The sequence below is a fragment of the Neogemmobacter tilapiae genome (assembly GCF_014652215.1).
GTDB classification, from domain to species: Bacteria; Pseudomonadota; Alphaproteobacteria; order Rhodobacterales; family Rhodobacteraceae; genus Neogemmobacter; species Neogemmobacter tilapiae.
Window position 1 is genome coordinate 134,447 of the sequence record NZ_BMYJ01000006.1, and the last position, 20,979, is coordinate 155,425.

The following is a 20,979-nucleotide window of genomic DNA, read 5'->3' on the forward strand; positions in this document are numbered from 1 at the left end:
GATGGCACTGGACGGGAAAGATAGCGCAGGGATGGACAGTGCCGTGATGGGGCGCTGGCTCTTGTCGCTTGGTGCGGGCCTGCTGGCCTGGCTCGCCGTCTGGTGGCTGACGCCCTATCACCCGTTCATTGCGCTGGGGCTGGGGCTGGTTCTGGCGCCGCTGGTTTATATTTTGCTGAGCCGTCTGGGCATTCCCTATTCGGCACCCGTTTCGGGGCCGCAGGTTATGGTGGCGCCGCAGGTGGTTCCGGTCAGCTCGGCTGAGGCGGCAGAGAGCCTTTTGGCCAAGGCGCGCGAGGCGAAGCCTGTGACCGAGATCGAAACGGTGCTGGCCGATGGCCGCGCGAAGCGGCCGCCGACGCTGAATGCGGCGCGGGGTGGGTTGGCGGATGATCTGAAGATCATCAAGGGCATCGGGCCAAAGCTGGAACAGATGTGCCAGCGGATGGGCTATTTCCACTTTGATCAGATTGCGAATTGGACCGAGGCGGAAGTGGCCTGGGTTGATGAGAATCTGGAAGGTTTCAAGGGGCGGGTGACGCGGGACCGGTGGGTGGTTCAGGCGAAGGTGATCGTGGAGATCGGGCCCGAGGAGTTTTTGAAACAAGTGGCCACGGGGCGGGAATTCTGATGGCCGCGCCGCATAGCGAAGGGAATGAGGCCGGTGCCCGCAAGGGGCGGCAGATTGCGCTTTTGATCGCGGCCACGGGCCTGATCTGGATCGGGGCGCAGTTTCTGGGCATGGCTTTGGGGATCAGCCACCGCTGGCTGGCCCTTGTCGATCTGATGGCATTGGCGGGCTTTGTGCTGGCGCTGGTGATGACTTTTCAAATCTGGCGCGCGCGTCAGGGGAACTGAGGGCAGGATATGCTGAAGGACGAAGACCGGATCTTCACCAACCTCTATGGGATGCACGACCGTTCGCTGGCGGGCGCGAAAAAGCGTGGGCATTGGAGCGGGACCGCCGGCTTTATCAAGCAGGGCCGCGACTGGATCGTGGAACAGGTCAAGGCCTCGGGGCTGCGCGGGCGCGGTGGTGCGGGTTTCCCGACCGGTCTGAAATGGTCCTTCATGCCGAAACAGTCGGATGGTCGTCCGTCCTATCTGGTAGTGAACGCCGACGAATCCGAACCGGGCACCTGCAAAGACCGGGAAATCATGCGCCACGATCCGCATACGCTGATCGAGGGCTGCCTGATTGCCGGGGCGGCGATGGGGGCGGTGGCGGCCTATATCTATATCCGCGGCGAATACATCCGTGAACGTGAGGCGCTGCAAGCGGCGCTGGACGAGGCCTATGACGATGGCCTGCTGGGCAAGAACGCCGCCGGGTCTGGCTATGATTTCGACGTTTACCTGCACCACGGGGCAGGGGCCTATATCTGCGGCGAGGAAACCGCGCTGTTGGAGTCCTTGGAGGGCAAAAAGGGCATGCCCCGGATGAAGCCGCCCTTCCCGGCGGGTTCGGGTCTGTATGGCTGCCCGACGACGGTGAACAACGTGGAATCCATCGCCGTCGTGCCGACGATCCTGCGGCGGGGGGCGGATTGGTTCGCGTCCTTCGGGCGTCCGAACAATGTGGGGACCAAGATTTTCGGGATTTCGGGCCATGTGGTCCACCCATGCGTGGTCGAAGAAACCATGTCGATCCCGCTGAAGGAATTGCTGGAACGGCATTGCGGCGGCGTGCGCGGTGGGTGGAAGAACCTCAAGGCCGTGATCCCCGGCGGTTCGTCCGTGCCGATGCTGACAGCGGCGCAATGCGATGATGCGATCATGGATTTCGACTGGCTGCGCGAACAGCGGTCGGGTCTGGGCACGGCGGCGGTGATCGTCATGGATCAGCAGACCGATGTGATCAAGGCGATCTGGCGGCTGTCGAAATTCTACAAGCACGAAAGCTGCGGTCAATGCACGCCTTGCCGCGAAGGCACGGGCTGGATGATGCGGGTGATGGACCGTCTGGTCAAAGGCGAGGCCGAGGTTGAAGAAATCGACATGCTGCTGTCGGTGACAAAACAGGTCGAAGGCCACACCATCTGCGCCTTGGGCGATGCGGCGGCCTGGCCCATTCAGGGCCTTGTGCGGGCTTTCCGCGACGAGATCGAGGATCGCCTGAAAGCCAAGAAAACCGGGCGCATGGGGGCTATGGCGGCAGAATGAACATGCGGATCACCCTTGCAATGATGGCCCTGCTGGCGGTTTCCGCCTGCGGGGCCCCCATGCCCAACGGGCAGGGCAGCAAGGGTGGCGCGCGTTCTGGGCAGCAGATCGTGACCTTGGGCGAGGCGAGTTTCGTGGCCGAGGTTCAGCCGGGCAATGCCGGGCTGGTGATCTCCAAGGCCGGGGCTACGGCGGTGACGGGCCAGACGGTTCGCGTGACGCGGTCGGGTGCGGCGCTAGGTGCGGGCGACGGCAAGTTGGCGAAACAGGTGGCCATGGCGGCCTGCGGGCAAGCGGGCGGAGCCTTCAACGGGCAGGCCGTGGGCCGGGTCGTCGCGATGGGCGTCTGGGCGTTCGAGGGGGCATGTTCATGAGAGCCCTATTCATACTTTCGGTTACTTTGTTGTCAGGGTGTGTTGAAACGCAACCTAGTTCAGCCCCCCTTACGAAAGGTGAGCTTGTTGCCTCCCATGACCCCAACGCAGAAGAACGTGGTTATGCAACGAACAGCGATGGCTCATTGCGTCTGGTAAACGGCAAACCAGAAGTAATTGCGCGTTTGGGTTCCAAAGTTGACATGATATCCGTCTCGCGTATCGGCGAAATGAAACTGTCCCCTGACGACTACTTTCTAGCTAAAGGTATGGCAGACCATTTTTGTGAAATTACGCAAATGAAACCTGGCAGTTCCGAGGACGGCACTGGCTTGGCAACTCATGCTTATTTCGAAAACGGAGTATGGGAGTTCTATCGCCTATGCCATTAGAAAAGATGCACCTTGCCGAACTCAACGTGGGCCGCCTGATCGCGCCGACCGATGACCCTCGGGTTGCCGATTTCATGAACGCGCTGGATCGGGTGAATGGTCTGGGCAAGCGGATGCCGGGCTTTGTCTGGATGATGGAAGGCTCGGGCGAGCCGGGAATGGGGAATACCGAGGCCAAGATCGGGGGCGATCCGCAATATGTGTCGAACCTAACGGTCTGGGAAAGCGTGGAAACGCTGGAACATTTCGTCTGGAACACCGTGCATCGGCAGTTCTATGAACGCCGCGCGGAATGGTTTGAAGTGCTGGGCGAGATGCATTTCGTCATGTGGTGGGTGCCTGCTGGGCATAAACCCACATTGGACGAAGCCTTGGCCCGGTTGGAATATCTGAGGGCGCATGGCGACAGCGACCACGCCTTTGGCTGGAAATATCTGAAAGACGCGCGACTGTGGCGGGACCACGGCTGTTCGCATGTGGCGGCGGAGTAACCCATGTTGATAAAGACATTGGTCATCGCAAGTTGCTGTTCCTTGGCGACCTTTGGGGTTGCCGCTTCCGAAGTTTTGGCGGTCAGTTTCCTGCACTTTGGGCAGGGAACAATTTGTTCAAGCTCCAAACCAAACACCGATGTCGAAATGGTCGAAGAAGCCGATAGCTTTGGCATCGTACTCGACGGGGCGAACCTTCGTGAGCTTGAATTGACCTGCACGCTGACAGACGGCCGAAGCTTTATCTTTCCGGCTGGCGACTATTCTGACTCGCAAGCTGAATCTATTAACATCCTCTTAAGACCCGACGGAACTGGCGAGGTTTACAGAACTGGAATGCACGAGACCGGGCAAATGGCGACGATGTTAACCCATACCCTCAAAGACGCGCTGCGTTGGATAATGTGACGGATCGGATCGGGAAATGACCAACCTCAAGAAAATCAATATCGACGGCAACGAGATCGAGGTTGACGGTGCGATGACGATCATTCAGGCGGCCGAGGTCGCCGGGATCGAAATTCCGCGCTTCTGCTATCACGAACGTTTGTCCATCGCGGGGAACTGCCGGATGTGTCTGGTCGAGGTCGTGGGCGGCCCGCCCAAACCGGCGGCCAGCTGCGCGATGCAGGTGAAAGACCTCCGTCCCGGCCCGAATGGTGAGGCACCGGTGGTCAAGACCAACAGCCCCATGGTCAAAAAGGCGCGCGAAGGCGTCATGGAATTCCTGCTGATCAACCATCCGCTGGATTGCCCGATCTGCGATCAGGGCGGCGAATGCGATCTGCAAGATCAGGCGATGGCTTATGGCGTGGATTTCAGCCGCTACCGCGAACCGAAACGCGCCAGCGACAATTTGAACCTTGGCCCCTTGGTCAAGACCGAAATGACCCGCTGCATTTCCTGCACCCGCTGCGTGCGCTTTACGACCGAGGTCGCGGGCATCACCCAGATGGGCCAGACCGGCCGAGGTGAAGACAGCGAAATCACCAGCTATCTGAACGAAACGCTGGCATCGAATCTTCAGGGCAACATCATCGACCTCTGCCCGGTGGGCGCGCTGACCTCGAAACCCTATGCCTTTACCGCCCGGCCTTGGGAACTGACCAAGACGGAAACCATCGACGTGATGGACGCTTTGGGCAGCAATATCCGGGTCGACACCAAGGGCCGCGAAGTGATGCGCATCCTGCCGCGCAACAACGACGGCGTGAACGAGGAATGGATTTCCGACAAGACGCGCTTTGTCTGGGACGGTCTGCGCCGCCAGCGGCTGGACAAGCCCTATATCCGTGAAAACGGCAAGCTGCGTGTCGCGACATGGGGCGAAGCCCTTGGTGCGGCGGCGGCGGCGATGAAGGGCAAAAAGATCGCTGGGATCATCGGCGATCTGGTGCCGGTGGAGGCCGCCTATTCGCTGAAAACCCTGGTCGAAGGGCTGGGTGGCCGCGTCGAATGCCGCGTCGATGGCGCAGCGCTGCCTGCGGGCAACCGTTCGGCCTATGTCGGCAATGCTACGATCGAAGACATCGACACGGCGAAAAACATCGTGCTGATCGGAACCAACCCGCGGGATGAGGCCCCGGTTCTGAACGCCCGGATCCGCAAGGTCTGGACCGCAGGGGCCAAGGTCACACTGATCGGCCAGCCCGTCGATCTGACCTATGATTACACCCATGCCGGCACAGACCGCGTGGCCCTCGTGCGCCTGACCGCGCAGAATTACGAAAGCCAGCAGGGCGGTTTGGTGATCGTCGGGCAGGGCGCTTTGACCGGCGAGGATGGCACCAACATTCTGGCCCAGGTGATGAAGCTGACGCAGGCGATGGGGGCCAAGATGCTGGTCCTGCATACGGCGGCGGCGCGTGTGGGCGCGATGGACATCGGCGCTGTCACGAACGGCGGGCTGACGGCGGCGCTGGACGGGGCCGAGGTGATCTATAACCTTGGGGCGGATGAGATTGATCTGCCGGCGGGGGCTTTTGTCATCTATCAGGGCAGCCACGGCGACCGGGGCGCGCACAAGGCGGATGTGATCCTGCCGGGGGCCGCCTATACCGAAGAAAACGGGTTGTTCGTCAACACCGAAGGCCGTCCGCAACTGGCCTTCCGCGCCGGGTTTGCCCCCGGTCAGGCGAAAGAGAACTGGGCCATCCTGCGGGCCTTGTCGGCTGAAATCGGCATGACGCTGGCCTGGGACTCGCTGGCACAACTGCGTCAGTCGCTGGTCAAGGCCCATCCCATTCTCGCGGGTGTCGATCAGGTGGCCGACAACGGCTGGAACGCCTTGCCTGTCGGGCAACTGGCCAAGGGCGACTTTATGCCCGCCGTTTCGGCGTTTTATCTGACCAACCCCATCGCGCGCGCCAGCGCCCTGATGGGGGAATTGCAGGGGATGGCCGACGGTCGGGGCAAAGCCCCGCTGGCGGCGGAATGATGACAGTGCTAGAGCGCAGCGCAAAGGTTATGGGGACGTAAGGCAGATGGCGGAATTCCTGCAAACAGGCTTGGGGACGGCATTGCTGATTGCCGCGCAAAGCCTTTTGATCATTGGCTTTGTCATGATCAGCCTGCTGTTTCTGGTCTATGGCGACCGCAAGATCTGGGCTGCGGTCCAGATGCGGCGCGGGCCGAACGTGGTGGGGGCCTTTGGTCTGCTGCAATCGGTGGCCGATGCTCTGAAATATGTGGTCAAAGAGATCGTCATTCCCGCCGGGGCCGACCGTCCGGTGTTCTTTTTGGCGCCGATGCTATCCTTTGTGCTGGCGGTGGTCGGTTGGGCCGTGATCCCCTTCAACGATGGCTGGGTTCTGTCCGACATCAATGTGGCGATCCTGTTCGTCTTTGCGGTGTCGAGCCTTGAGGTTTACGGCGTCATCATGGGCGGCTGGGCCTCGAACTCCAAATACCCGTTCTTGGGCTCGCTCCGTTCCGCCGCGCAGATGATTTCCTATGAGGTCTCGCTGGGCCTGATCATCATCGGCATTATCATCTCCACCGGATCCATGAACTTCTCGGCGATTGTCGAGGCGCAGCGCGGTGATTACGGCCTCTTCAACTGGTATTGGGTCGCCCATTTCCCGATGGTCTTCCTGTTCTTCATCAGCGCCTTGGCCGAAACCAATCGCCCGCCCTTTGACTTGCCCGAGGCTGAATCGGAACTCGTCGCAGGCTTCATGGTGGAATATTCGTCCACGCCTTACCTGCTGTTCATGGCGGGCGAATACATCGCCATCTTCCTGATGTGCGCGCTGACCTCGCTGCTGTTCTTCGGCGGCTGGCTCTCGCCCATTCCGGGGCTGGCCGATGGCCCCTGGTGGATGATCGCCAAAATGGCCTTCTTCTTCTTCATGTTCGCCATGGTAAAGGCCATCGTGCCCCGCTACCGCTATGACCAGTTGATGCGGATCGGTTGGAAAGTCTTCCTGCCCATGTCGCTGGCTTGGGTCGTGATCGTGGCCTTCCTCGCCAAATTCGAAGTCTTCGGCGGCTTCTGGGCCCGCTGGATGGTGGGGGGCTGATGCGGATCATGGCGGCATTGGCTGTATCAATGATGGCAACGACGCCTCTTCAGGCGTGGGCCGATGCCGGGTTGGCGGCTGCCGTGGAAGATCTAACCCCACGCGTTCAAGCGATGTGCTCTAAGGAGTATGCGGCGAGGCTTGCTTCAGTAGATGCTTTAGCTAAAAGAACAAATTCCTTGTGGGTGCCTGGGTATGTAAATGGTAAACTCACACTGTTGGAGAAGACGGACCTTAAGGTCCGACAACTCGAATTGTGGTTGTTTCCAAGGCCAGCAGAGTTGGGTCAACTCTCTGCGTGGGTTCTTACAATTGCAGAAACAAACAGCCTTTGGTTTGTGGCAATGCAAATGGCTGCGGATTACCCTTCCTCACTGCCTGACGACGAGAAACAGGTTTATCTGGCTGAGTTGGAAGCTACTTTCAACGCGTTGACGGCCTCTGTTGCCTTAGCAAAGTGTTTGCAACCTTCTTCAGAGGTGGCCGTGATCGCGACAGAACAAGGCAAGACTTTTTTGTCGCGTCGGCGCGTGGAGGCCATCGGTGGTTTTGACCACGTCCTCCAGCAAGTCGAATGCACTCGGTTCATTGAGACCGTCGAACGTACCATTGCGGTCTACAAGGAAACCTCCGATTTGGACCAACTCGGAAAAAGAATACATGCGGGCCTGGAAGAAACCTTCGTTATTGGCTGCGACAAGGAAAAACTACAATGACCCAAATCGACTGGACCCGCGCCACGAAATACTTCCTCTTGGCCGATTTCATCAAAGGCTTCGGCCTTGGCCTCAAGTATTTCTTTGCGCCCAAGGCGACGCTGAACTATCCGCATGAAAAGGGGCCGCTTTCCCCCCGCTTCCGTGGTGAACACGCCCTGCGCCGTTATCCCAATGGCGAGGAACGCTGCATCGCCTGCAAGCTGTGCGAGGCGGTTTGCCCGGCGCAAGCCATCACCATCGACGCCGAACCGCGTGACGACGGCAGCCGCCGCACCACGCGCTATGACATCGACATGACGAAATGCATCTACTGCGGCTTCTGCCAAGAGGCTTGCCCGGTGGACGCCATCGTCGAAGGCCCGAACTTTGAATTCTCGACCGAAACGCGCGAAGAGCTGTTCTACAACAAGGAAAAACTGTTGGAAAACGGCGCCCGTTGGGAGGCCGAGATTGCCCGCAACCTGGAACTGGACGCGCCCTACAGATGAATGACGCTTTCACCAAGATGTTCCAGCAGATGATGGAAAGCGGCCAGGAAATGGTCCGCGCCTTTAACCCTGCCTTGGAAAACATGCAGGTGAAGGGGTTGGAACAATTCCTGCCGACCATGCCCGCGAATGTCATGGAAATGTGGTTCGGCAAGACCTTCAACCGCGAAGGTCTGGATGCAAAGACCCGGCTTCTGGCCACCTTGGCGGCCCTTGTGGCGCTGGGTTCGCTGGCGGAACCGCAGATCAAGCTGACGGTGCGTCATGCCTTGGAAGCGGGGGCGACAAAGCGCGAGATTGCAGAAGTGATCTGGCAAACGAGTATGTTCGGCGGGATGCCCGCCATGCAAAAGGCGCTGGAACTTGCCCAAAGCGTCTTTGCCGAGACGGAGGATGAGGCATGACAATCGCCGACCTGGCCTTTTACGCATTTGCGATCACGACGGTGGGGGCAGGCCTGATGGTGACCATCAGCCGCAACCCGGTGCATTCGGTGCTGTGGCTGATCTTGGCCTTTCTATCCTCGGCAGGGCTGTTCGTGCTGGTGGGGGCGGAATTCGTGGCGATGCTGCTGATCATCGTCTATGTCGGCGCGGTGGCGGTGCTGTTCCTGTTTGTGGTGATGATGCTGGACGTGGATTTCGCCGAGCTAAAGGGCGAAATGGCGCGGACAATGCCCTTGGCCTTGCTGGTTGGGGTGGTGATCATCATGCAGCTGGCGATGGCCTACGGCGTCTGGGTGACGGGCGAGGGCGTGGTCCTGCTGGAACGGCCCGAGGCCCCTGCGGTGCAAAACACGGCAGCCATCGGCTTGGTGCTTTATGACAAATATCTCTATCTGTTCCAGACGGCAGGGATGATCCTGCTGGTGGCGATGATCGGGGCGATCGTTCTGACCCTGCGCCACCGTTCGGACGTGAAACGCCAAAACGTGCTGCACCAGATGTGGCGCGACCCGGCAAAAGCGATGGAATTGAAGGACGTGAAACCGGGGCAGGGTTTGTGATGGGGCGATGGGCAGATTGCCCATCCTACGTTTGAACCACCAGTAGGATGGGCAATCTGCCCATCTTCGACAGAAACAAAAGGCCAAGCGGCCAAAGGGACAAGGGACGATGACGGGAACACTGCGCAATCTGCTGGTTGCTTGTGGGATGCTGATGCTGGCATCGCCCGTTTTCGCGTGTTCGCCACTATACCATGAGGCGACGGGTAAAGTATTGTTAGGAGAAGCCTGCGCTGCAAAACACTCTCTAAACGGCCCTTACAGCGCAGAACTTTTTGAAGCTCGACCATGGGGCTTTGGAAAGATCATTCAAAAAGCCGACGTGCACAATGAATACAAAGCTGGTGACTATTACATCGTGTCCGATTGCCAATCTAAAGAGGTTGTCGTTTGGGGCTCTGAGTATTTCATTTGCGAGGGTTCTGATGGTGATGTCTTCGACAAGAGAGATGAAAGCGCGGCAAAGCTTTATAGCGAGATTGTTCTTGAAGAAGAGATTGGTGAGATTTTGACCATAGACCAAATCGTCCGGAGAGCAAGAAAGTTGCACGTACCTGAGATTACACTTGCGACAACATCATCTGGCCTCTGGTTCTTCGATGTCGAAACAGAAGTTGTGCCTTTCTCACTAGCCTGTGGATGTAAAACATTTTTCCCTCATATGGAAAAGTGGGAAGAAAGATCAGAATGATATCTTATGCTTGTGGCGAATTGATGCGGAAGAAGAGACGACAATACCAAGGGCCAACCGGCCCCAGAGGGAAGTGAACGATGGTCGGACTTGAACATTACCTGACAGTGGCGGCGGCGCTGTTTGTCATTGGCATCTTCGGGATCTTCCTGAACCGGAAGAACGTGATCGTCATCCTGATGTCGATCGAACTGATGCTTCTGGCGGTCAACATCAATCTTGTGGCCTTTTCGGCCTATCTGGGTGATCTGACGGGCCAGATTTTCACCATGTTCGTGCTGACCGTCGCGGCGGCCGAGGCGGCGATTGGTCTGGCGATCCTTGTGACCTTCTTCCGCACCCGTGGCACCATCGACGTCGAAGACGTCAACGTGATGAAGGGCTGATCCCATGCGCTGGGGGACAACGGCCATGCCAAAGCGGTTCGCCGCGATCACGACCGGGGCCTTGGCCCTGTCGTGCGGCATGGCGCAGGCCTGCGAGATCGCAATGCCCTCTTGCGCCAGTGCCTCAAATGGCCGGGTTTCGACGCTGTACGAAGAGGGTCCAAAAGACAGCGCATCGCTTTTCTTCGAAGACGATGCGGCGGGCGACCAGCCCGCGACGTTGTTCCTGATCGAATGCACGTCACGCAAAGGCGTCAAGATTGACCTGCCCGACGACGCGGATGGCTGGCTTCCGCCAAATGCCGTGCTGGATTACCTGCGCGAAGCCACGACCTCGGAAAAATCCTACAGCCTCTCGCAAATCCGGGCCGGTTTGCGGGCCTTGGGGCAGGACAGCCGCATGACGACACTGCCCGCCGGGCATTGCGGCTGCGAACTGCCCAAGATGGAAATCACGGGCTGTGGGGAGTACGGCCCATGACAAAAGCAAGACAGCACCCCAAGCCCCCTTGCGGCTTGGCGGATAAATAGACAGACAGCGCAAGCGCGCGATACTGACAACCGACCAACGACGGCAGGACGTTCCTATGGCAACCATCATCCTTTTCGCCCCGCTTATCGGCGCCCTGATCTGCGGCTTTGGCTGGCGGTTCATTGGCGAAACGGCAGGGCAGGTGATCACCACCGCGCTGGTGTTTCTGGCGGCTTTCCTGTCCTGGGTCATCTTTCTGGGCTTTGATGGCGAAACCCAGCATATCCAGATCCTGCGCTGGGTCGAAAGCGGGTCGCTGGCGACCGACTGGGCGATCCGGCTTGACCGCATGACGGCGATCATGCTGGTCGTCGTGAACTCGGTTTCCGCCCTCGTTCACCTCTATTCCTTCGGCTACATGGCGCATGACGAAAACTGGCATCATGGCGAGCATTACAAGGCCCGCTTCTTTGCCTATCTGTCCTTCTTCACCTTTGCCATGCTGACGCTGGTGACATCCGACAACCTGCTGCAAATGTTCTTCGGCTGGGAAGGGGTGGGCGTCGCCTCTTACCTTTTGATCGGGTTCTATTATCGCAAGCCAAGCGCCAATGCGGCGGCGATCAAGGCTTTCGTGGTCAACCGCGTGGGCGACTTTGGCTTTGCCCTTGGGATTTTCGCGCTGTTCTACCTGACGGGCTCGATCCGCTTTGACGATGTGTTCGCGGCAGGGCCGATGCTGGCAGAAACGCAATTGCATTTCCTGTGGACCGAATGGAATGCGGCGAACCTGATTGGGGTTTTGCTGTTCATCGGGGCCATGGGGAAATCGGCGCAACTGCTGCTGCACACCTGGCTGCCCGACGCGATGGAAGGCCCGACCCCGGTGTCGGCGCTGATCCATGCGGCAACCATGGTGACGGCGGGGGTCTTCCTTGTCTGCCGCATGTCGCCCATCTTTGAATATGCGCCGGAAGCGACGACCTTTATCACCGTGCTGGGGGCGACGACCGCCTTCTTCGCGGCGACCGTGGGTCTGGTGCAGAACGACATCAAGCGGGTGATCGCCTATTCGACCTGCTCGCAACTGGGCTATATGTTCGTGGCGGCGGGCGTCGGCGTCTATTCCGTGGCAATGTTCCACCTGTTCACCCATGCCTTCTTTAAGGCGATGCTGTTCCTTGGGGCGGGTTCCGTCATCCATGCGACGCATCACGAACAGGACATGCGGAACTATGGCGGCTTGCGGAAAAAGATCCCGCTGACCTTCTGGGCGATGATGATCGGCACCTTGGCCATCACCGGCGTGGGCATTCCGCTGACGCATTACGGTTTTGCCGGCTTCCTGTCGAAAGACGCGGTGATCGAAAGCGCCTGGGTGGGCAATTCCTACGCCTTCTGGATGCTGGTGATCGCGGCCTGCATGACCAGTTTCTATTCTTGGCGGCTGATGTTCCTGACGTTCTTTGGGGAAAGCCGCGCACATGGTCACGATGCCCACGGGCATGGCCATGATGCGCATGGGCATGACGACCATCACCATGAACCGCACGAAAGCCCAATGGTCATGTTGATCCCGCTGGGGGTTCTGGCCTTGGGTGCGGTGTTCAGCGGGATGTTGTGGTACAACGTCTTCTTTGGCGACGAGACGAAGTTGCGGGCGTGGTTTGGCATGGAGGCGGCCGCGCACCATGAGGCCGGGGCTGACGAGGGCCATGCCGAGGCTGCCGCGACCGAAGGTCACGCGGACCCCGTGGCGACCGAAGGCCATGCCGAAGTGGCCACAGAAGAACATGCCGACGCTGGTCATGCGGTAGGTGTGGCCCCCAAAGGCGCGATCTTTATCGGTCCGGACAACCATGTGATCCATGCCGCGCATGAGGCCCCGAAATGGGTCAAGGTGTCGCCCTTTATCGCGATGGTGCTGGGCTTTTTGCTGGCCTATCAGTTCTATATCCGCAGGCCGGATTGGCCGGGGCGTCTGGCAAGGGCGCAGGCCCCGCTTTACAATTTCCTGCTGAACAAATGGTACTTTGACGAAATCTATGACTTCGTCTTTGTGCGGCCCGCCAAATGGCTGGGGGCCTTCCTGTGGAAGCGCGGCGATGGCAATGTCATCGACGGCGGTATCAACGGGCTGGCGATGGGGGTCATCCCCTTCTTCACGCGGCTGGCTGGCAAGGCCCAATCCGGCTATATCTTCCACTACGCTTTTGCGATGGTGATCGGGATCGCGCTTCTGATCACCTGGATGACGATGACAGGGGGCGCGCACTGATATGAACAACCTTCTGTCGATTGTCACATTCCTGCCCGCCGTGGCGGCCATCATCCTTGCGGTCTTTCTGCGGGGCAATGACCGCGCGGCGCAGGCCAATGCGAAATGGGTGGCCCTGTTCGCCACAACGGCGACCTTTGTCGTCTCGCTGCTGATCCTTGCCAAGTTCGACCCGTCGAACACCGGCTTTCAACTGGTCGAAGAAGGCCAGTGGATCGCAGGGCTGAAATATAAGATGGGCGTCGATGGGATTTCGATCCTGTTCGTGCTGCTGACCACCTTTCTGATGCCAATCACCATCGCCGCCTGCTGGGAGGTGGAGCATCGGGTCAAGGAATACATGATCGCCTTCCTGATGCTGGAAACGCTGATGCTGGGCGTGTTCATGGCGCTGGATCTGGTGCTGTTCTACCTGTTCTTCGAGGCTGGTCTGATCCCGATGTTCCTGATCATCGGCATCTGGGGTGGCAAAGACCGCATCTATGCGGCCTTCAAATTCTTCCTCTACACCTTCCTCGGCTCGGTTCTGATGCTGGTGGCCATGATCGCCATGTATGTCGATGCTGGCACCACGGATATCCCGACGCTGATGGCCCACAGCTTTGCCTCGGAATCCTTCAACGTCCTGGGCATTCATGTCGTGGGCGGGATGCAGACGTTGCTGTTCTTGGCCTTCTTTGCCAGCTTTGCCGTCAAGATGCCGATGTGGCCGGTGCACACCTGGTTGCCCGATGCCCACGTTCAGGCCCCCACCGCCGGTTCGGTCGTGCTTGCGGCGATCTTGCTGAAGATGGGTGGCTACGGCTTTCTGCGGTTCAGCCTGCCGATGTTCCCCATCGGGGCGGATGTGCTGACGCCGATGGTGCTGTGGATGTCGGCCATTGCCATCGTCTACACCTCGCTGGTGGCTTTGGCGCAAGAGGACATGAAAAAGCTGATCGCCTATTCGTCGGTGGCCCATATGGGCTATGTCACGATGGGTATCTTTGCGGCCAATCAGCAGGGGGTCGACGGGGCCATCTTTCAGATGCTCTCGCACGGGTTCATCTCGGGCGCGTTGTTCCTTTGCGTCGGTGTCATCTATGACCGGATGCACACGCGCGAGATTGCGGCCTATGGCGGTCTTGTGAACCGGATGCCGCGCTATGCGCTGATCTTTATGTTCTTCACCATGGCCAACGTCGGCCTGCCCGGCACCTCGGGCTTTGTCGGCGAATTCCTCACCCTTGTCGGGGCCTTCCAAGCCAACACTTGGGTTGCTGCCATCGCCACCTCGGGCGTCATCCTGTCGGCGGCCTATGGTCTGTGGCTTTACCGCCGGGTCGTCATGGGCGACCTGATCAAAGAGGCGTTGAAGTCGATCACCGACATGACGGGCCGCGAAAAGGCGATCTTTGCGCCGCTGGTCTTTATGACCCTGCTGCTGGGTGTCTATCCGGCGCTGGTGACCGATCTGATCGGGCCTTCGACCAAGGCCCTTGTCGAAACCTATCAGGCTGCGCTGCCGGTGGTGGAAACCGCCGCAGCCGAAGCCCAGCACTAAGGAGCGGCAGATGATCTCTACCGACCTCTCTGTCGTCCTGCCGGAAATCACGCTGGCGGTCTTTGCGATGGCCGCACTGATGTTTGGTGCCTTTGCGGGCAAGGACAAGGTGGCCCCGTTGCTGACCTGGGTCACGGCGGCTGTCTTTGCAGGCCTTGCGATCTGGATCGGTGCGGGCGTCGATGGCGCGCGCCCGGCCTTTGGCGGGCTGTTCCAGGATGACCCCTTTGCGCGTTTTGCCAAGGTCGTTGTCTTGCTGTCCGCAGGCGCGGTTCTGGTGATGAGCCAAGATTACATGCAGCGTCGTGGCCTGCTGCGTTTTGAGTTCCCCATTCTGGCGGCCTTGTCGGTTCTGGGGATGATGCTGATGGTTTCGGCGGGCGATCTGATGTCGCTTTACATGGCGTTGGAGCTGCAATCACTGGCGCTGTATGTGCTGGCTGCGATGCGCCGCGATGCGGCAAAATCGACCGAGGCCGGGATGAAGTACTTTGTCCTTGGGGCGCTGTCGTCGGGTCTGCTTTTGTATGGCGCGTCGTTGACCTATGGTTTTGCAGGGACTACGCAATTCGCCGGGATCATGGAAAAGGTTCATCACGGGGAAATGCCCTTGGGCCTGCTGTTCGGTCTGGTCTTCATGCTGTCGGGGCTGGCTTTCAAGGTATCGGCGGCCCCCTTCCACATGTGGACGCCCGACGTCTATGAAGGCTCGCCCACCCCTGTCACCGCGTTTTTCGCCACGGCGCCGAAAGTGGCGGCGGTCGCCTTGCTGGCGCGTGTGGTGCAGGATGCTTTTGGTCATGTGCCGGGTGATTGGGGGCAGGTGTTGGCGGCGCTGGCCGTTGCGTCGATGTTCCTAGGCGCGATTGCCGCCATCGGGCAACGCGATCTGAAACGGCTTATGGCCTATTCGTCGATTGCCCATATGGGCTTTGCGCTGATGGGGCTGGCGGTGGGGACGGTGGCCGGTGTGCAAGCGACGCTGATCTATATGGCGATCTACGTGACCATGAACATCGGCACCTTCGCCTTCATCATGTCGCTGGAGCGGGACGGCAAGCCAGTGACCAGTATCGACAGCCTGCATATGTTCAGCCGCGTGTCGCCGGGGAAAACGATGGCCGTGCTGGTGCTGATGTTCAGCCTTGCGGGGGTTCCGCCGATGCTGGGCTTTTTCGGCAAGTTCTATGTGCTGCGGGCGGCGGTCGATGGTGGAATGCTGTGGCTTGCGGTGGCGGGGGCGGTGGCCTCGGTCATCGGGGCCTTCTACTATCTGCGCATCGTCTATTTCATGTGCTTTGGCCGGGATGGCGAAGTGGTGGAAAGCCGGATGTCGCCCGCACAGTTTGTGGCTCTGGCCGGGTCGGCCTTGGTGATGCTGGTCGGTATTTTCAACCTGTTCGGGATCGAGCCTTTGGCCGCACTGGCGGCGGAAACGCTTGTCCGCTGAGGCACCAGCCTGGCCTTCGGGCCTAGGCCGCGTTGTCACCGATACGGTGGACAGCACCAACCGGCTGGCGCAGCTTGTGCTGGCCGGGAATGGTGGGCGGGCCAGTTGGGTGATGGCGGGACAACAGACAAAGGGCCGGGGCCGACGCGGGAGGCCTTGGTCTAGCCCGCGTGGCAATTTCTACGGCACGCTGGCGATGCGCCTGGAGGATCCACCCGCGAAACGGGCCTTGCGCAGCTTTGTCGCCGCCTTGGCCCTGCGCGATGCCTTGGCCGATCTGACGGGGGCCGGGGCTGGTCTGCGGCTGAAATGGCCGAACGATGTGCTGCTGAATGGCGGTAAGGTGGCGGGTATCCTGCTGGAAAATGCGGGCGATGTTCTTTGCGTCGGCATCGGCGTCAACCTGATCGCCGGGCCGGATGACTTGCTGGTGGAGCCGGGGGCCGTGGCGCCGGTGACGGTTCTGGCGGAAACTGGGCAAAGGCTGTCGCCGGAAACCCTGCTGAATCATCTGGCCCCGGCCTTTGCCCGCTGGGATGCCATGCTGAACGCCGCAGGCTTTGCCCCGCTGCGCAAGGAATTTCTGGCCCATGCCGCCCGGCTGGGCCAGCAGATCACGGCCCGAACGGGCAGCCAGATAAGGCAGGGCCGCTATGACGGGCTGGATGAAAACGGCGCGTTGATCCTGACGACATCACAGGGACAGGAAATTATCCCCGCCGCCGAGGTGTTCTTTTGAGCCGGATCACAAAGCCCGCTGATCGGAAAGGCTAAACCATGCTTCTGGCGATTGACTGCGGCAACACCAACACCGTCTTTTCCATTTGGGACGGAATGCGCTTTCTGGCGACATGGCGGATTGCCACCGATCACAAGCGGACGGCGGATGAATATTTCGTCTGGCTGTCCAGCCTGATGAATCTGACGGGCACACAGGCCCACATCACCAAGGCCATCATTTCCTCAACCGTGCCCCGTGTCGTCTTTAATCTCCGCGTTCTCTGCAACCGCTATTTCGACTGCCGCCCGCTTGTGGTGGGCAAACCGGAATGTGCCTTGCCGGTGGCCCCTCGGGTGGATCAGGGGGTGACGGTGGGGCCGGACCGGCTGGTGAACACAGTGGGCGCGCATGACCGGCATGGCGGCGATCTGATCGTGGTGGATTTCGGCACGGCGACGACGCTGGATGTGGTCGATCACGACGGCGCCTATGTCGGCGGCGTCATCGCCCCCGGCGTGAACCTGTCGCTTGAGGCGCTGCATATGGCGGCCGCTGCCCTGCCGCATGTCGATGTCAGTCGCCCGGCACAGGTGGTGGGGACCAACACCATTGCCTGTATGCAATCCGGGGTCTATTGGGGATACATCGGGCTGGTCGAAGGGATCATTGCCCGCATTCGGGCGGAACGCGACCGGCCGATGAAAGTCATTGCCACCGGGGGGCTTGCCCCGCTGTTCCAGCAGGATACAACCGTATTCGACTCGGTCGAGGATGACCTGACCATGCATGGTCTGATGTTGATCGACCGCTACAATCACAAGGACGCGACATGAGCACCAATCGCCTGATCTATCTTCCCCTTGGCGGCGCGGGGGAGATCGGGATGAACTGCTACGTCTATGGCTATGGCCCGGCGGGCAAGGAACGGCTGCTGGTCGTGGATCTGGGGGTCACCTTCCCCGATATGGACACGACGCCGGGTGTCGATCTGATCCTGCCCGATGTGTCTTGGCTGGCCGAACGCCGCGACCGGATCGAGGCGATCATCATCACCCATGCGCACGAAGACCACATTGGCGCTTTGGCGCATCTCTGGCCCGATCTCAAGGCCAAGGTCTATGCGCGGCGGTTCACGGCGGCCATCGGGCGGTTGAAGCTGGAAGAGGCGGGCCTGCCGCTGGATACGATCACCACGGTCGAACCCCATCCGGCCCAGATCGAGGCGGGGCCCTTCAAGGTGCAATTCCTGCCCATCGCCCATTCGATCCCCGAAAGCAGCGCTTTGGTGATCGACACGCCGTCGGGGCGGATCCTGCACAGCGGCGATTTCAAGCTGGATGAAACGCCCGTGGTGGGCGAAGGCTGGAACCCCGATCTTTTCGACAGCATTGCGCGGGAAGTGCCGGTTAAGGTGCTGATGTGCGATTCGACCAACGTGTTCTCACCCTTGCCGGGGCGTTCGGAAACGACGCTGCAAGCGCCGATCACCGAATTGATCAAGGCGCAAAAAGGGATGGTCGTGGCCACGACCTTTGCCTCGAACGTGGCGCGGTTGAAGACACTGGCCGAGGCGGCACAGGCCGCGGGGCGGACAATCTGCCTGATGGGCCGCGCCATGCAACGCATGGTCAAGGTGGCGCAGGAAACCGGCGTTCTGACGCATTTCCCGAGAACTATTCCGCCGGAACAGGCAGCCGAGGTGCCGCGCGGCAATCTGATGTTGCTGGTCACCGGTTCGCAAGGCGAACGCCGGGCGGCCACGGCGCAGCTTAGCCGTGGCAAGTATCTGGGCATCGAGATGAAAGAGGGCGACACCTTCCTCTTTTCCTCGAAAACCATTCCGGGCAACGAACGCGACGTGATCCGTATCATGAACGCCTTCAGCGAAATGGGCGTGAACATCGTCGATGATCAGGGCGGCAAATATCACGTCTCGGGCCATGCCAACCGCCCGGACCTTGAGGCGGTTCATGCCCTGATCAATCCGGCGATGCTGGTGCCGATGCATGGCGAACACCGCCACCTGCGCGAACATGCGCGGCTGGCGGCGGAACGGGGGATCACCGCAGATGTGATCACCAATGGCATGATGGTCAACCTGACGGGTGATGCGCCGGAAGTGGTGGAATACATCGAAACCGGCCGCGTCTATCTGGATGGTTCGGTGCTGATCGGCGCGATGGACGGGGTTATCCGCGACCGTATCCGGCTGGCGCTGAATGGTCATGTGACGGTGACGGTCATTCTGGACGAGAATGACGAACTGCTGGGTGAGGCTTGGGTTGAACTTTATGGCCTGCCCGCCAAAGGCCAGCGCGCCCCCGATCTGGCGGCGGCGATGGAATCCGAACTGACGGAAATGCTGAACGGGGCAGGGCGCAAGGTCTTGCGGGATGAGGACAAGACCGAAGAGGCGATCCGCCGCGTCGTGCGTCAGGTGGGGGTCGAAGAGATTGGCAAAAAGCCCGAGGTGACAGTGGTCGTCAGCCGGATGGAAGCCTGATCCACCGATCCGACAAGAAAAAGGGCGGGCCCATCGGCCCGCCCTTTTTTATTCTGCGCTGGCCTATTCGGGCTGCGCTTGCGCCATCACGGGCGCGGCAATGTCATCCTCGGGCGTCACCTTGTCTTCGGGCAGGGCAAAGCTGCGCAGGATGAAATCGGGCACATGATCGCCCATCCCCACCACCGCAGGCCCCAGATCGCGCGAATAGTCCCTCCGCCGATCTTCGCGACGATCTTCCCGACGCTCGCCCGAACGATCCTCGCGCCGATCGCCATGGCGTTCCCCATTGCGGTCCTCACGCCGGTCATTCTGCCGCCGGTCCCCATCGGCCCGCTCGCCCTCGCGCCGATCATCCCGCCGCTCACCATCCCGGCGCGGCCGATCCCGGCGTTCGTCATCCCGACGCGGGCGCGGCGCTTCAGCTTCCACCACGGCCACCACTTCCGCCTCAGCGGCCACGGCCGCAGGCTCACGCTTGATCCGCTCACGCCCCCGGCTGCGGCTCGGGCGCTCGCCCTCCGCCCGCTCGGGCCGATCACTCGTGCGGCGGGTGCTGCCCTCGGGCCGCTCCTCAAAGCTAAAGCCTTCCGGCATCGCCCCACGCGGAATTGGATGTTTTACCAGCGACTCAATCGCCCCCAGATATTTGTCATCGGCCGGCGTCACGATGGTAAAGGCCTTGCCCTTACGCCCCGCCCGCCCTGTCCGCCCAATCCGGTGAACATAATCCTCCGGATGCGACGGTGCATCAAAATTGAACACATGGCTCACCGCCGGAATGTCCAGACCCCGCGCCGCCACGTCCGACGCCACCAGCACATGCAGCGACCCATCGCGGAACCCATCCAGCGTCTTCATCCGCTGGCTTTGGTCCAGATCGCCATGAATCGGTGCCGCGTTGAAACCATGCCGTTTCAGCGACTTGGCCACCACATCCACGTCCATCTTGCGGTTGCAGAAGACAATCGCGTTGGTGCAAGCCTCACCTTCCGCCGCGATCAACGCCCGCAGTGCCGCCCGCTTCATCGCCGCCGCCGCATCCCGCCGCCCGCCCGGCAGGCTGATCAGGATCTGCTCAATCGTCTCCGAGGTCGTCGCCTGACGCGCCACCTCGATCTTCACTGCCCCCGTCAGGAAGGTGTTCGTCAGCCGCTCAATCTCTGGCGCCATCGTCGCCGAATAGAACAGGGTCTGGCGGGTAAAGGGCGTCAGCTTAAAGATCCGCTCGATATCCGGGATGAACCCCATGTCCAGCATCCGGTCGGCCTCATCCACCACCATGATCTGCACGCCCGTCAGCAACAGCTTGCCGCGTTCCACATGGTCCAGCAGACGCCCCGGCGTGGCGATCAACACGTCCACCCCCCGGTCGATCAGCTTGTCCTGTTCGCCAAAGGACACGCCGCCAATCAGCAGCGCCTTGGTCAGCTTGGTGTGTTTCGCATAGGTGTCAAAGTTTTCTGCCACCTGGGCGGCCAGTTCCCGCGTCGGGCACAGAACCAGCGAACGCGGCATCCGGGCGCGGGCGCGGCCTTGGCCCAAAAGGGTGATCATCGGCAGGCTGAAAGAGGCCGTCTTGCCGGTGCCCGTCTGCGCGATGCCCAAGACATCCTTGCCTTGCAAGGCATGTGGGATCGCCTGCGCCTGAATGGGGGTCGGGGTTTCATAGCCGGTTTCGGCCACAGCTTGCAAAACGCGCGGGTCCAGCGCGAGATCGGAAAATTTGGTCATAAGCGTCCTGTCTGGTGCGGAACCCTTCCGCACGGAATTGGTGGGAC

Annotated in this window: 23 protein-coding genes; 22 read left to right on the forward strand and 1 reads right to left on the reverse strand. The window is 60.4% G+C overall.

Annotated elements, in window-relative coordinates; all coding sequences use genetic code 11:
• Position 1: 1 nt before the first annotated feature.
• The 22 genes from IE095_RS18355 to IE095_RS11260 all read left to right on the forward strand — a co-directional run bounded on the left by IE095_RS18355 (position 2) and on the right by IE095_RS11260 (position 19,198).
• Positions 2 to 631 (forward strand): helix-hairpin-helix domain-containing protein, encoded by a 630-nt coding sequence (locus IE095_RS18355; protein WP_229804725.1) that lies wholly within the window; start codon positions 2 to 4, stop codon positions 629 to 631.
• Positions 631 to 858 carry a DUF5337 domain-containing protein gene (locus IE095_RS11160; protein WP_189411737.1) on the forward strand — a complete coding sequence of 76 codons (228 nt, stop codon included), beginning with the start codon at positions 631 to 633 and terminating at the stop codon, positions 856 to 858. Before IE095_RS18355 ends, IE095_RS11160 begins: the two co-directional genes overlap by 1 nt.
• Before the next feature lie 9 nt (positions 859 to 867).
• A complete protein-coding gene (gene nuoF / locus IE095_RS11165) occupies positions 868 to 2,163 on the forward strand; it encodes an NADH-quinone oxidoreductase subunit NuoF (protein ID WP_189411738.1) in 1,296 nt (431 codons plus the stop codon).
• Entirely contained in the window at positions 2,160 to 2,537 is a 378-nt protein-coding gene (locus IE095_RS11170) for a hypothetical protein (RefSeq protein ID WP_189411739.1), read from the forward strand. The genes nuoF and IE095_RS11170 overlap by 4 nt, the downstream gene beginning before the upstream one ends.
• Complete coding sequence (locus IE095_RS11175; protein ID WP_189411740.1) at positions 2,534 to 2,929, forward strand: hypothetical protein; 396 nt, start codon at positions 2,534 to 2,536, stop codon at positions 2,927 to 2,929. The genes IE095_RS11170 and IE095_RS11175 overlap by 4 nt, the downstream gene beginning before the upstream one ends.
• A 5-nt stretch (positions 2,930 to 2,934) precedes the next feature.
• Positions 2,935 to 3,420, forward strand: a complete 486-nt coding sequence (locus IE095_RS11180) for a DUF3291 domain-containing protein (RefSeq protein ID WP_229804727.1) — start codon at positions 2,935 to 2,937, stop codon at positions 3,418 to 3,420.
• 3 nt (positions 3,421 to 3,423) lie between these two features.
• Positions 3,424 to 3,828 (forward strand): hypothetical protein, encoded by a 405-nt coding sequence (locus IE095_RS11185; RefSeq protein WP_189411742.1) that lies wholly within the window; start codon positions 3,424 to 3,426, stop codon positions 3,826 to 3,828.
• A gap of 16 nt (positions 3,829 to 3,844) precedes the next feature.
• Complete coding sequence (nuoG, locus tag IE095_RS11190; RefSeq protein ID WP_189411743.1) at positions 3,845 to 5,857, forward strand: NADH-quinone oxidoreductase subunit NuoG; 2,013 nt, start codon at positions 3,845 to 3,847, stop codon at positions 5,855 to 5,857.
• 46 nt (positions 5,858 to 5,903) lie between these two features.
• Entirely contained in the window at positions 5,904 to 6,941 is a 1,038-nt protein-coding gene (gene nuoH, locus IE095_RS11195; RefSeq protein WP_189411744.1) for an NADH-quinone oxidoreductase subunit NuoH, read from the forward strand.
• Positions 6,941 to 7,657: a hypothetical protein gene (locus tag IE095_RS11200; protein WP_189411745.1), complete on the forward strand. Its 717-nt coding sequence runs from the start codon at positions 6,941 to 6,943 to the stop codon at positions 7,655 to 7,657. Before nuoH ends, IE095_RS11200 begins: the two co-directional genes overlap by 1 nt.
• Positions 7,654 to 8,148: an NADH-quinone oxidoreductase subunit NuoI gene (gene nuoI, locus IE095_RS11205; RefSeq protein WP_189411746.1), complete on the forward strand. Its 495-nt coding sequence runs from the start codon at positions 7,654 to 7,656 to the stop codon at positions 8,146 to 8,148. Before IE095_RS11200 ends, nuoI begins: the two co-directional genes overlap by 4 nt.
• The gene (locus IE095_RS11210) at positions 8,145 to 8,552 is read left to right on the forward strand and encodes a carboxymuconolactone decarboxylase family protein (protein WP_189411747.1); all 408 of its coding nucleotides are present in this window, start codon (positions 8,145 to 8,147) and stop codon (positions 8,550 to 8,552) included. The genes nuoI and IE095_RS11210 overlap by 4 nt, the downstream gene beginning before the upstream one ends.
• Positions 8,549 to 9,154: an NADH-quinone oxidoreductase subunit J gene (locus IE095_RS11215; protein WP_189411748.1), complete on the forward strand. Its 606-nt coding sequence runs from the start codon at positions 8,549 to 8,551 to the stop codon at positions 9,152 to 9,154. Before IE095_RS11210 ends, IE095_RS11215 begins: the two co-directional genes overlap by 4 nt.
• 109 nt (positions 9,155 to 9,263) lie before the next feature.
• Positions 9,264 to 9,845: a hypothetical protein gene (locus IE095_RS11220; RefSeq protein ID WP_189411749.1), complete on the forward strand. Its 582-nt coding sequence runs from the start codon at positions 9,264 to 9,266 to the stop codon at positions 9,843 to 9,845.
• 80 nt (positions 9,846 to 9,925) lie between these two features.
• Positions 9,926 to 10,231, forward strand: a complete 306-nt coding sequence (gene nuoK / locus IE095_RS11225) for an NADH-quinone oxidoreductase subunit NuoK (RefSeq protein ID WP_189411750.1) — start codon at positions 9,926 to 9,928, stop codon at positions 10,229 to 10,231.
• 4 nt (positions 10,232 to 10,235) lie between these two features.
• Positions 10,236 to 10,712 (forward strand): hypothetical protein, encoded by a 477-nt coding sequence (locus tag IE095_RS11230; protein WP_189411751.1) that lies wholly within the window; start codon positions 10,236 to 10,238, stop codon positions 10,710 to 10,712.
• 106 nt (positions 10,713 to 10,818) lie between these two features.
• Positions 10,819 to 12,981, forward strand: a complete 2,163-nt coding sequence (gene nuoL, locus IE095_RS11235) for an NADH-quinone oxidoreductase subunit L (protein ID WP_189411752.1) — start codon at positions 10,819 to 10,821, stop codon at positions 12,979 to 12,981.
• 1 nt (position 12,982) lies between these two features.
• Entirely contained in the window at positions 12,983 to 14,524 is a 1,542-nt protein-coding gene (locus IE095_RS11240) for an NADH-quinone oxidoreductase subunit M (RefSeq protein WP_189411753.1), read from the forward strand.
• A 10-nt stretch (positions 14,525 to 14,534) separates the two neighbouring features.
• Positions 14,535 to 15,974, forward strand: coding sequence for an NADH-quinone oxidoreductase subunit NuoN (nuoN, locus tag IE095_RS11245; protein WP_189411754.1), 1,440 nt, complete (start codon positions 14,535 to 14,537; stop codon positions 15,972 to 15,974).
• Positions 15,964 to 16,713 (forward strand): biotin--[acetyl-CoA-carboxylase] ligase, encoded by a 750-nt coding sequence (locus IE095_RS11250; RefSeq protein WP_189411755.1) that lies wholly within the window; start codon positions 15,964 to 15,966, stop codon positions 16,711 to 16,713. The genes nuoN and IE095_RS11250 overlap by 11 nt, the downstream gene beginning before the upstream one ends.
• 38 nt (positions 16,714 to 16,751) lie before the next feature.
• The gene (locus IE095_RS11255; protein WP_189411756.1) at positions 16,752 to 17,528 is read left to right on the forward strand and encodes a type III pantothenate kinase; all 777 of its coding nucleotides are present in this window, start codon (positions 16,752 to 16,754) and stop codon (positions 17,526 to 17,528) included.
• On the forward strand, positions 17,525 to 19,198 hold the full coding sequence (locus IE095_RS11260; RefSeq protein ID WP_189411757.1) for a ribonuclease J: 1,674 nt from the start codon (positions 17,525 to 17,527) through the stop codon (positions 19,196 to 19,198). The genes IE095_RS11255 and IE095_RS11260 overlap by 4 nt, the downstream gene beginning before the upstream one ends.
• Before the next feature lie 63 nt (positions 19,199 to 19,261).
• Here the strand turns inward: IE095_RS11260 and IE095_RS11265 are convergent, their stop codons facing one another.
• Complete coding sequence (locus tag IE095_RS11265) at positions 19,262 to 20,932, reverse strand: DEAD/DEAH box helicase (protein ID WP_189411758.1); 1,671 nt, start codon at positions 20,930 to 20,932, stop codon at positions 19,262 to 19,264.
• Positions 20,933 to 20,979: the final 47 nt, after the last annotated feature.

Bases quoted from the DNA above. Each gene is read 5' to 3' on its own strand.
- IE095_RS18355 (WP_229804725.1), top strand. From the start codon at position 2: ATGGCACTGGACGGGAAAGATAGCGCAGGGATGGACAGTGCCGTGATG.
- IE095_RS11160 (WP_189411737.1), top strand. From the start codon at position 631: ATGGCCGCGCCGCATAGCGAAGGGAATGAGGCCGGTGCCCGCAAGGGG.
- nuoF (WP_189411738.1), top strand. From the start codon at position 868: ATGCTGAAGGACGAAGACCGGATCTTCACCAACCTCTATGGGATGCAC.
- IE095_RS11170 (WP_189411739.1), top strand. From the start codon at position 2,160: ATGAACATGCGGATCACCCTTGCAATGATGGCCCTGCTGGCGGTTTCC.
- IE095_RS11175 (WP_189411740.1), top strand. From the start codon at position 2,534: ATGAGAGCCCTATTCATACTTTCGGTTACTTTGTTGTCAGGGTGTGTT.
- IE095_RS11180 (WP_229804727.1), top strand. From the start codon at position 2,935: ATGCACCTTGCCGAACTCAACGTGGGCCGCCTGATCGCGCCGACCGAT.
- IE095_RS11185 (WP_189411742.1), top strand. From the start codon at position 3,424: ATGTTGATAAAGACATTGGTCATCGCAAGTTGCTGTTCCTTGGCGACC.
- nuoG (WP_189411743.1), top strand. From the start codon at position 3,845: ATGACCAACCTCAAGAAAATCAATATCGACGGCAACGAGATCGAGGTT.
- nuoH (WP_189411744.1), top strand. From the start codon at position 5,904: ATGGCGGAATTCCTGCAAACAGGCTTGGGGACGGCATTGCTGATTGCC.
- IE095_RS11200 (WP_189411745.1), top strand. From the start codon at position 6,941: ATGCGGATCATGGCGGCATTGGCTGTATCAATGATGGCAACGACGCCT.
- nuoI (WP_189411746.1), top strand. From the start codon at position 7,654: ATGACCCAAATCGACTGGACCCGCGCCACGAAATACTTCCTCTTGGCC.
- IE095_RS11210 (WP_189411747.1), top strand. From the start codon at position 8,145: ATGAATGACGCTTTCACCAAGATGTTCCAGCAGATGATGGAAAGCGGC.
- IE095_RS11215 (WP_189411748.1), top strand. From the start codon at position 8,549: ATGACAATCGCCGACCTGGCCTTTTACGCATTTGCGATCACGACGGTG.
- IE095_RS11220 (WP_189411749.1), top strand. From the start codon at position 9,264: ATGACGGGAACACTGCGCAATCTGCTGGTTGCTTGTGGGATGCTGATG.
- nuoK (WP_189411750.1), top strand. From the start codon at position 9,926: ATGGTCGGACTTGAACATTACCTGACAGTGGCGGCGGCGCTGTTTGTC.
- IE095_RS11230 (WP_189411751.1), top strand. From the start codon at position 10,236: ATGCGCTGGGGGACAACGGCCATGCCAAAGCGGTTCGCCGCGATCACG.
- nuoL (WP_189411752.1), top strand. From the start codon at position 10,819: ATGGCAACCATCATCCTTTTCGCCCCGCTTATCGGCGCCCTGATCTGC.
- IE095_RS11240 (WP_189411753.1), top strand. From the start codon at position 12,983: ATGAACAACCTTCTGTCGATTGTCACATTCCTGCCCGCCGTGGCGGCC.
- nuoN (WP_189411754.1), top strand. From the start codon at position 14,535: ATGATCTCTACCGACCTCTCTGTCGTCCTGCCGGAAATCACGCTGGCG.
- IE095_RS11255 (WP_189411756.1), top strand. From the start codon at position 16,752: ATGCTTCTGGCGATTGACTGCGGCAACACCAACACCGTCTTTTCCATT.
- IE095_RS11260 (WP_189411757.1), top strand. From the start codon at position 17,525: ATGAGCACCAATCGCCTGATCTATCTTCCCCTTGGCGGCGCGGGGGAG.
- IE095_RS11265 (WP_189411758.1), bottom strand. From the start codon at position 20,932: ATGACCAAATTTTCCGATCTCGCGCTGGACCCGCGCGTTTTGCAAGCT.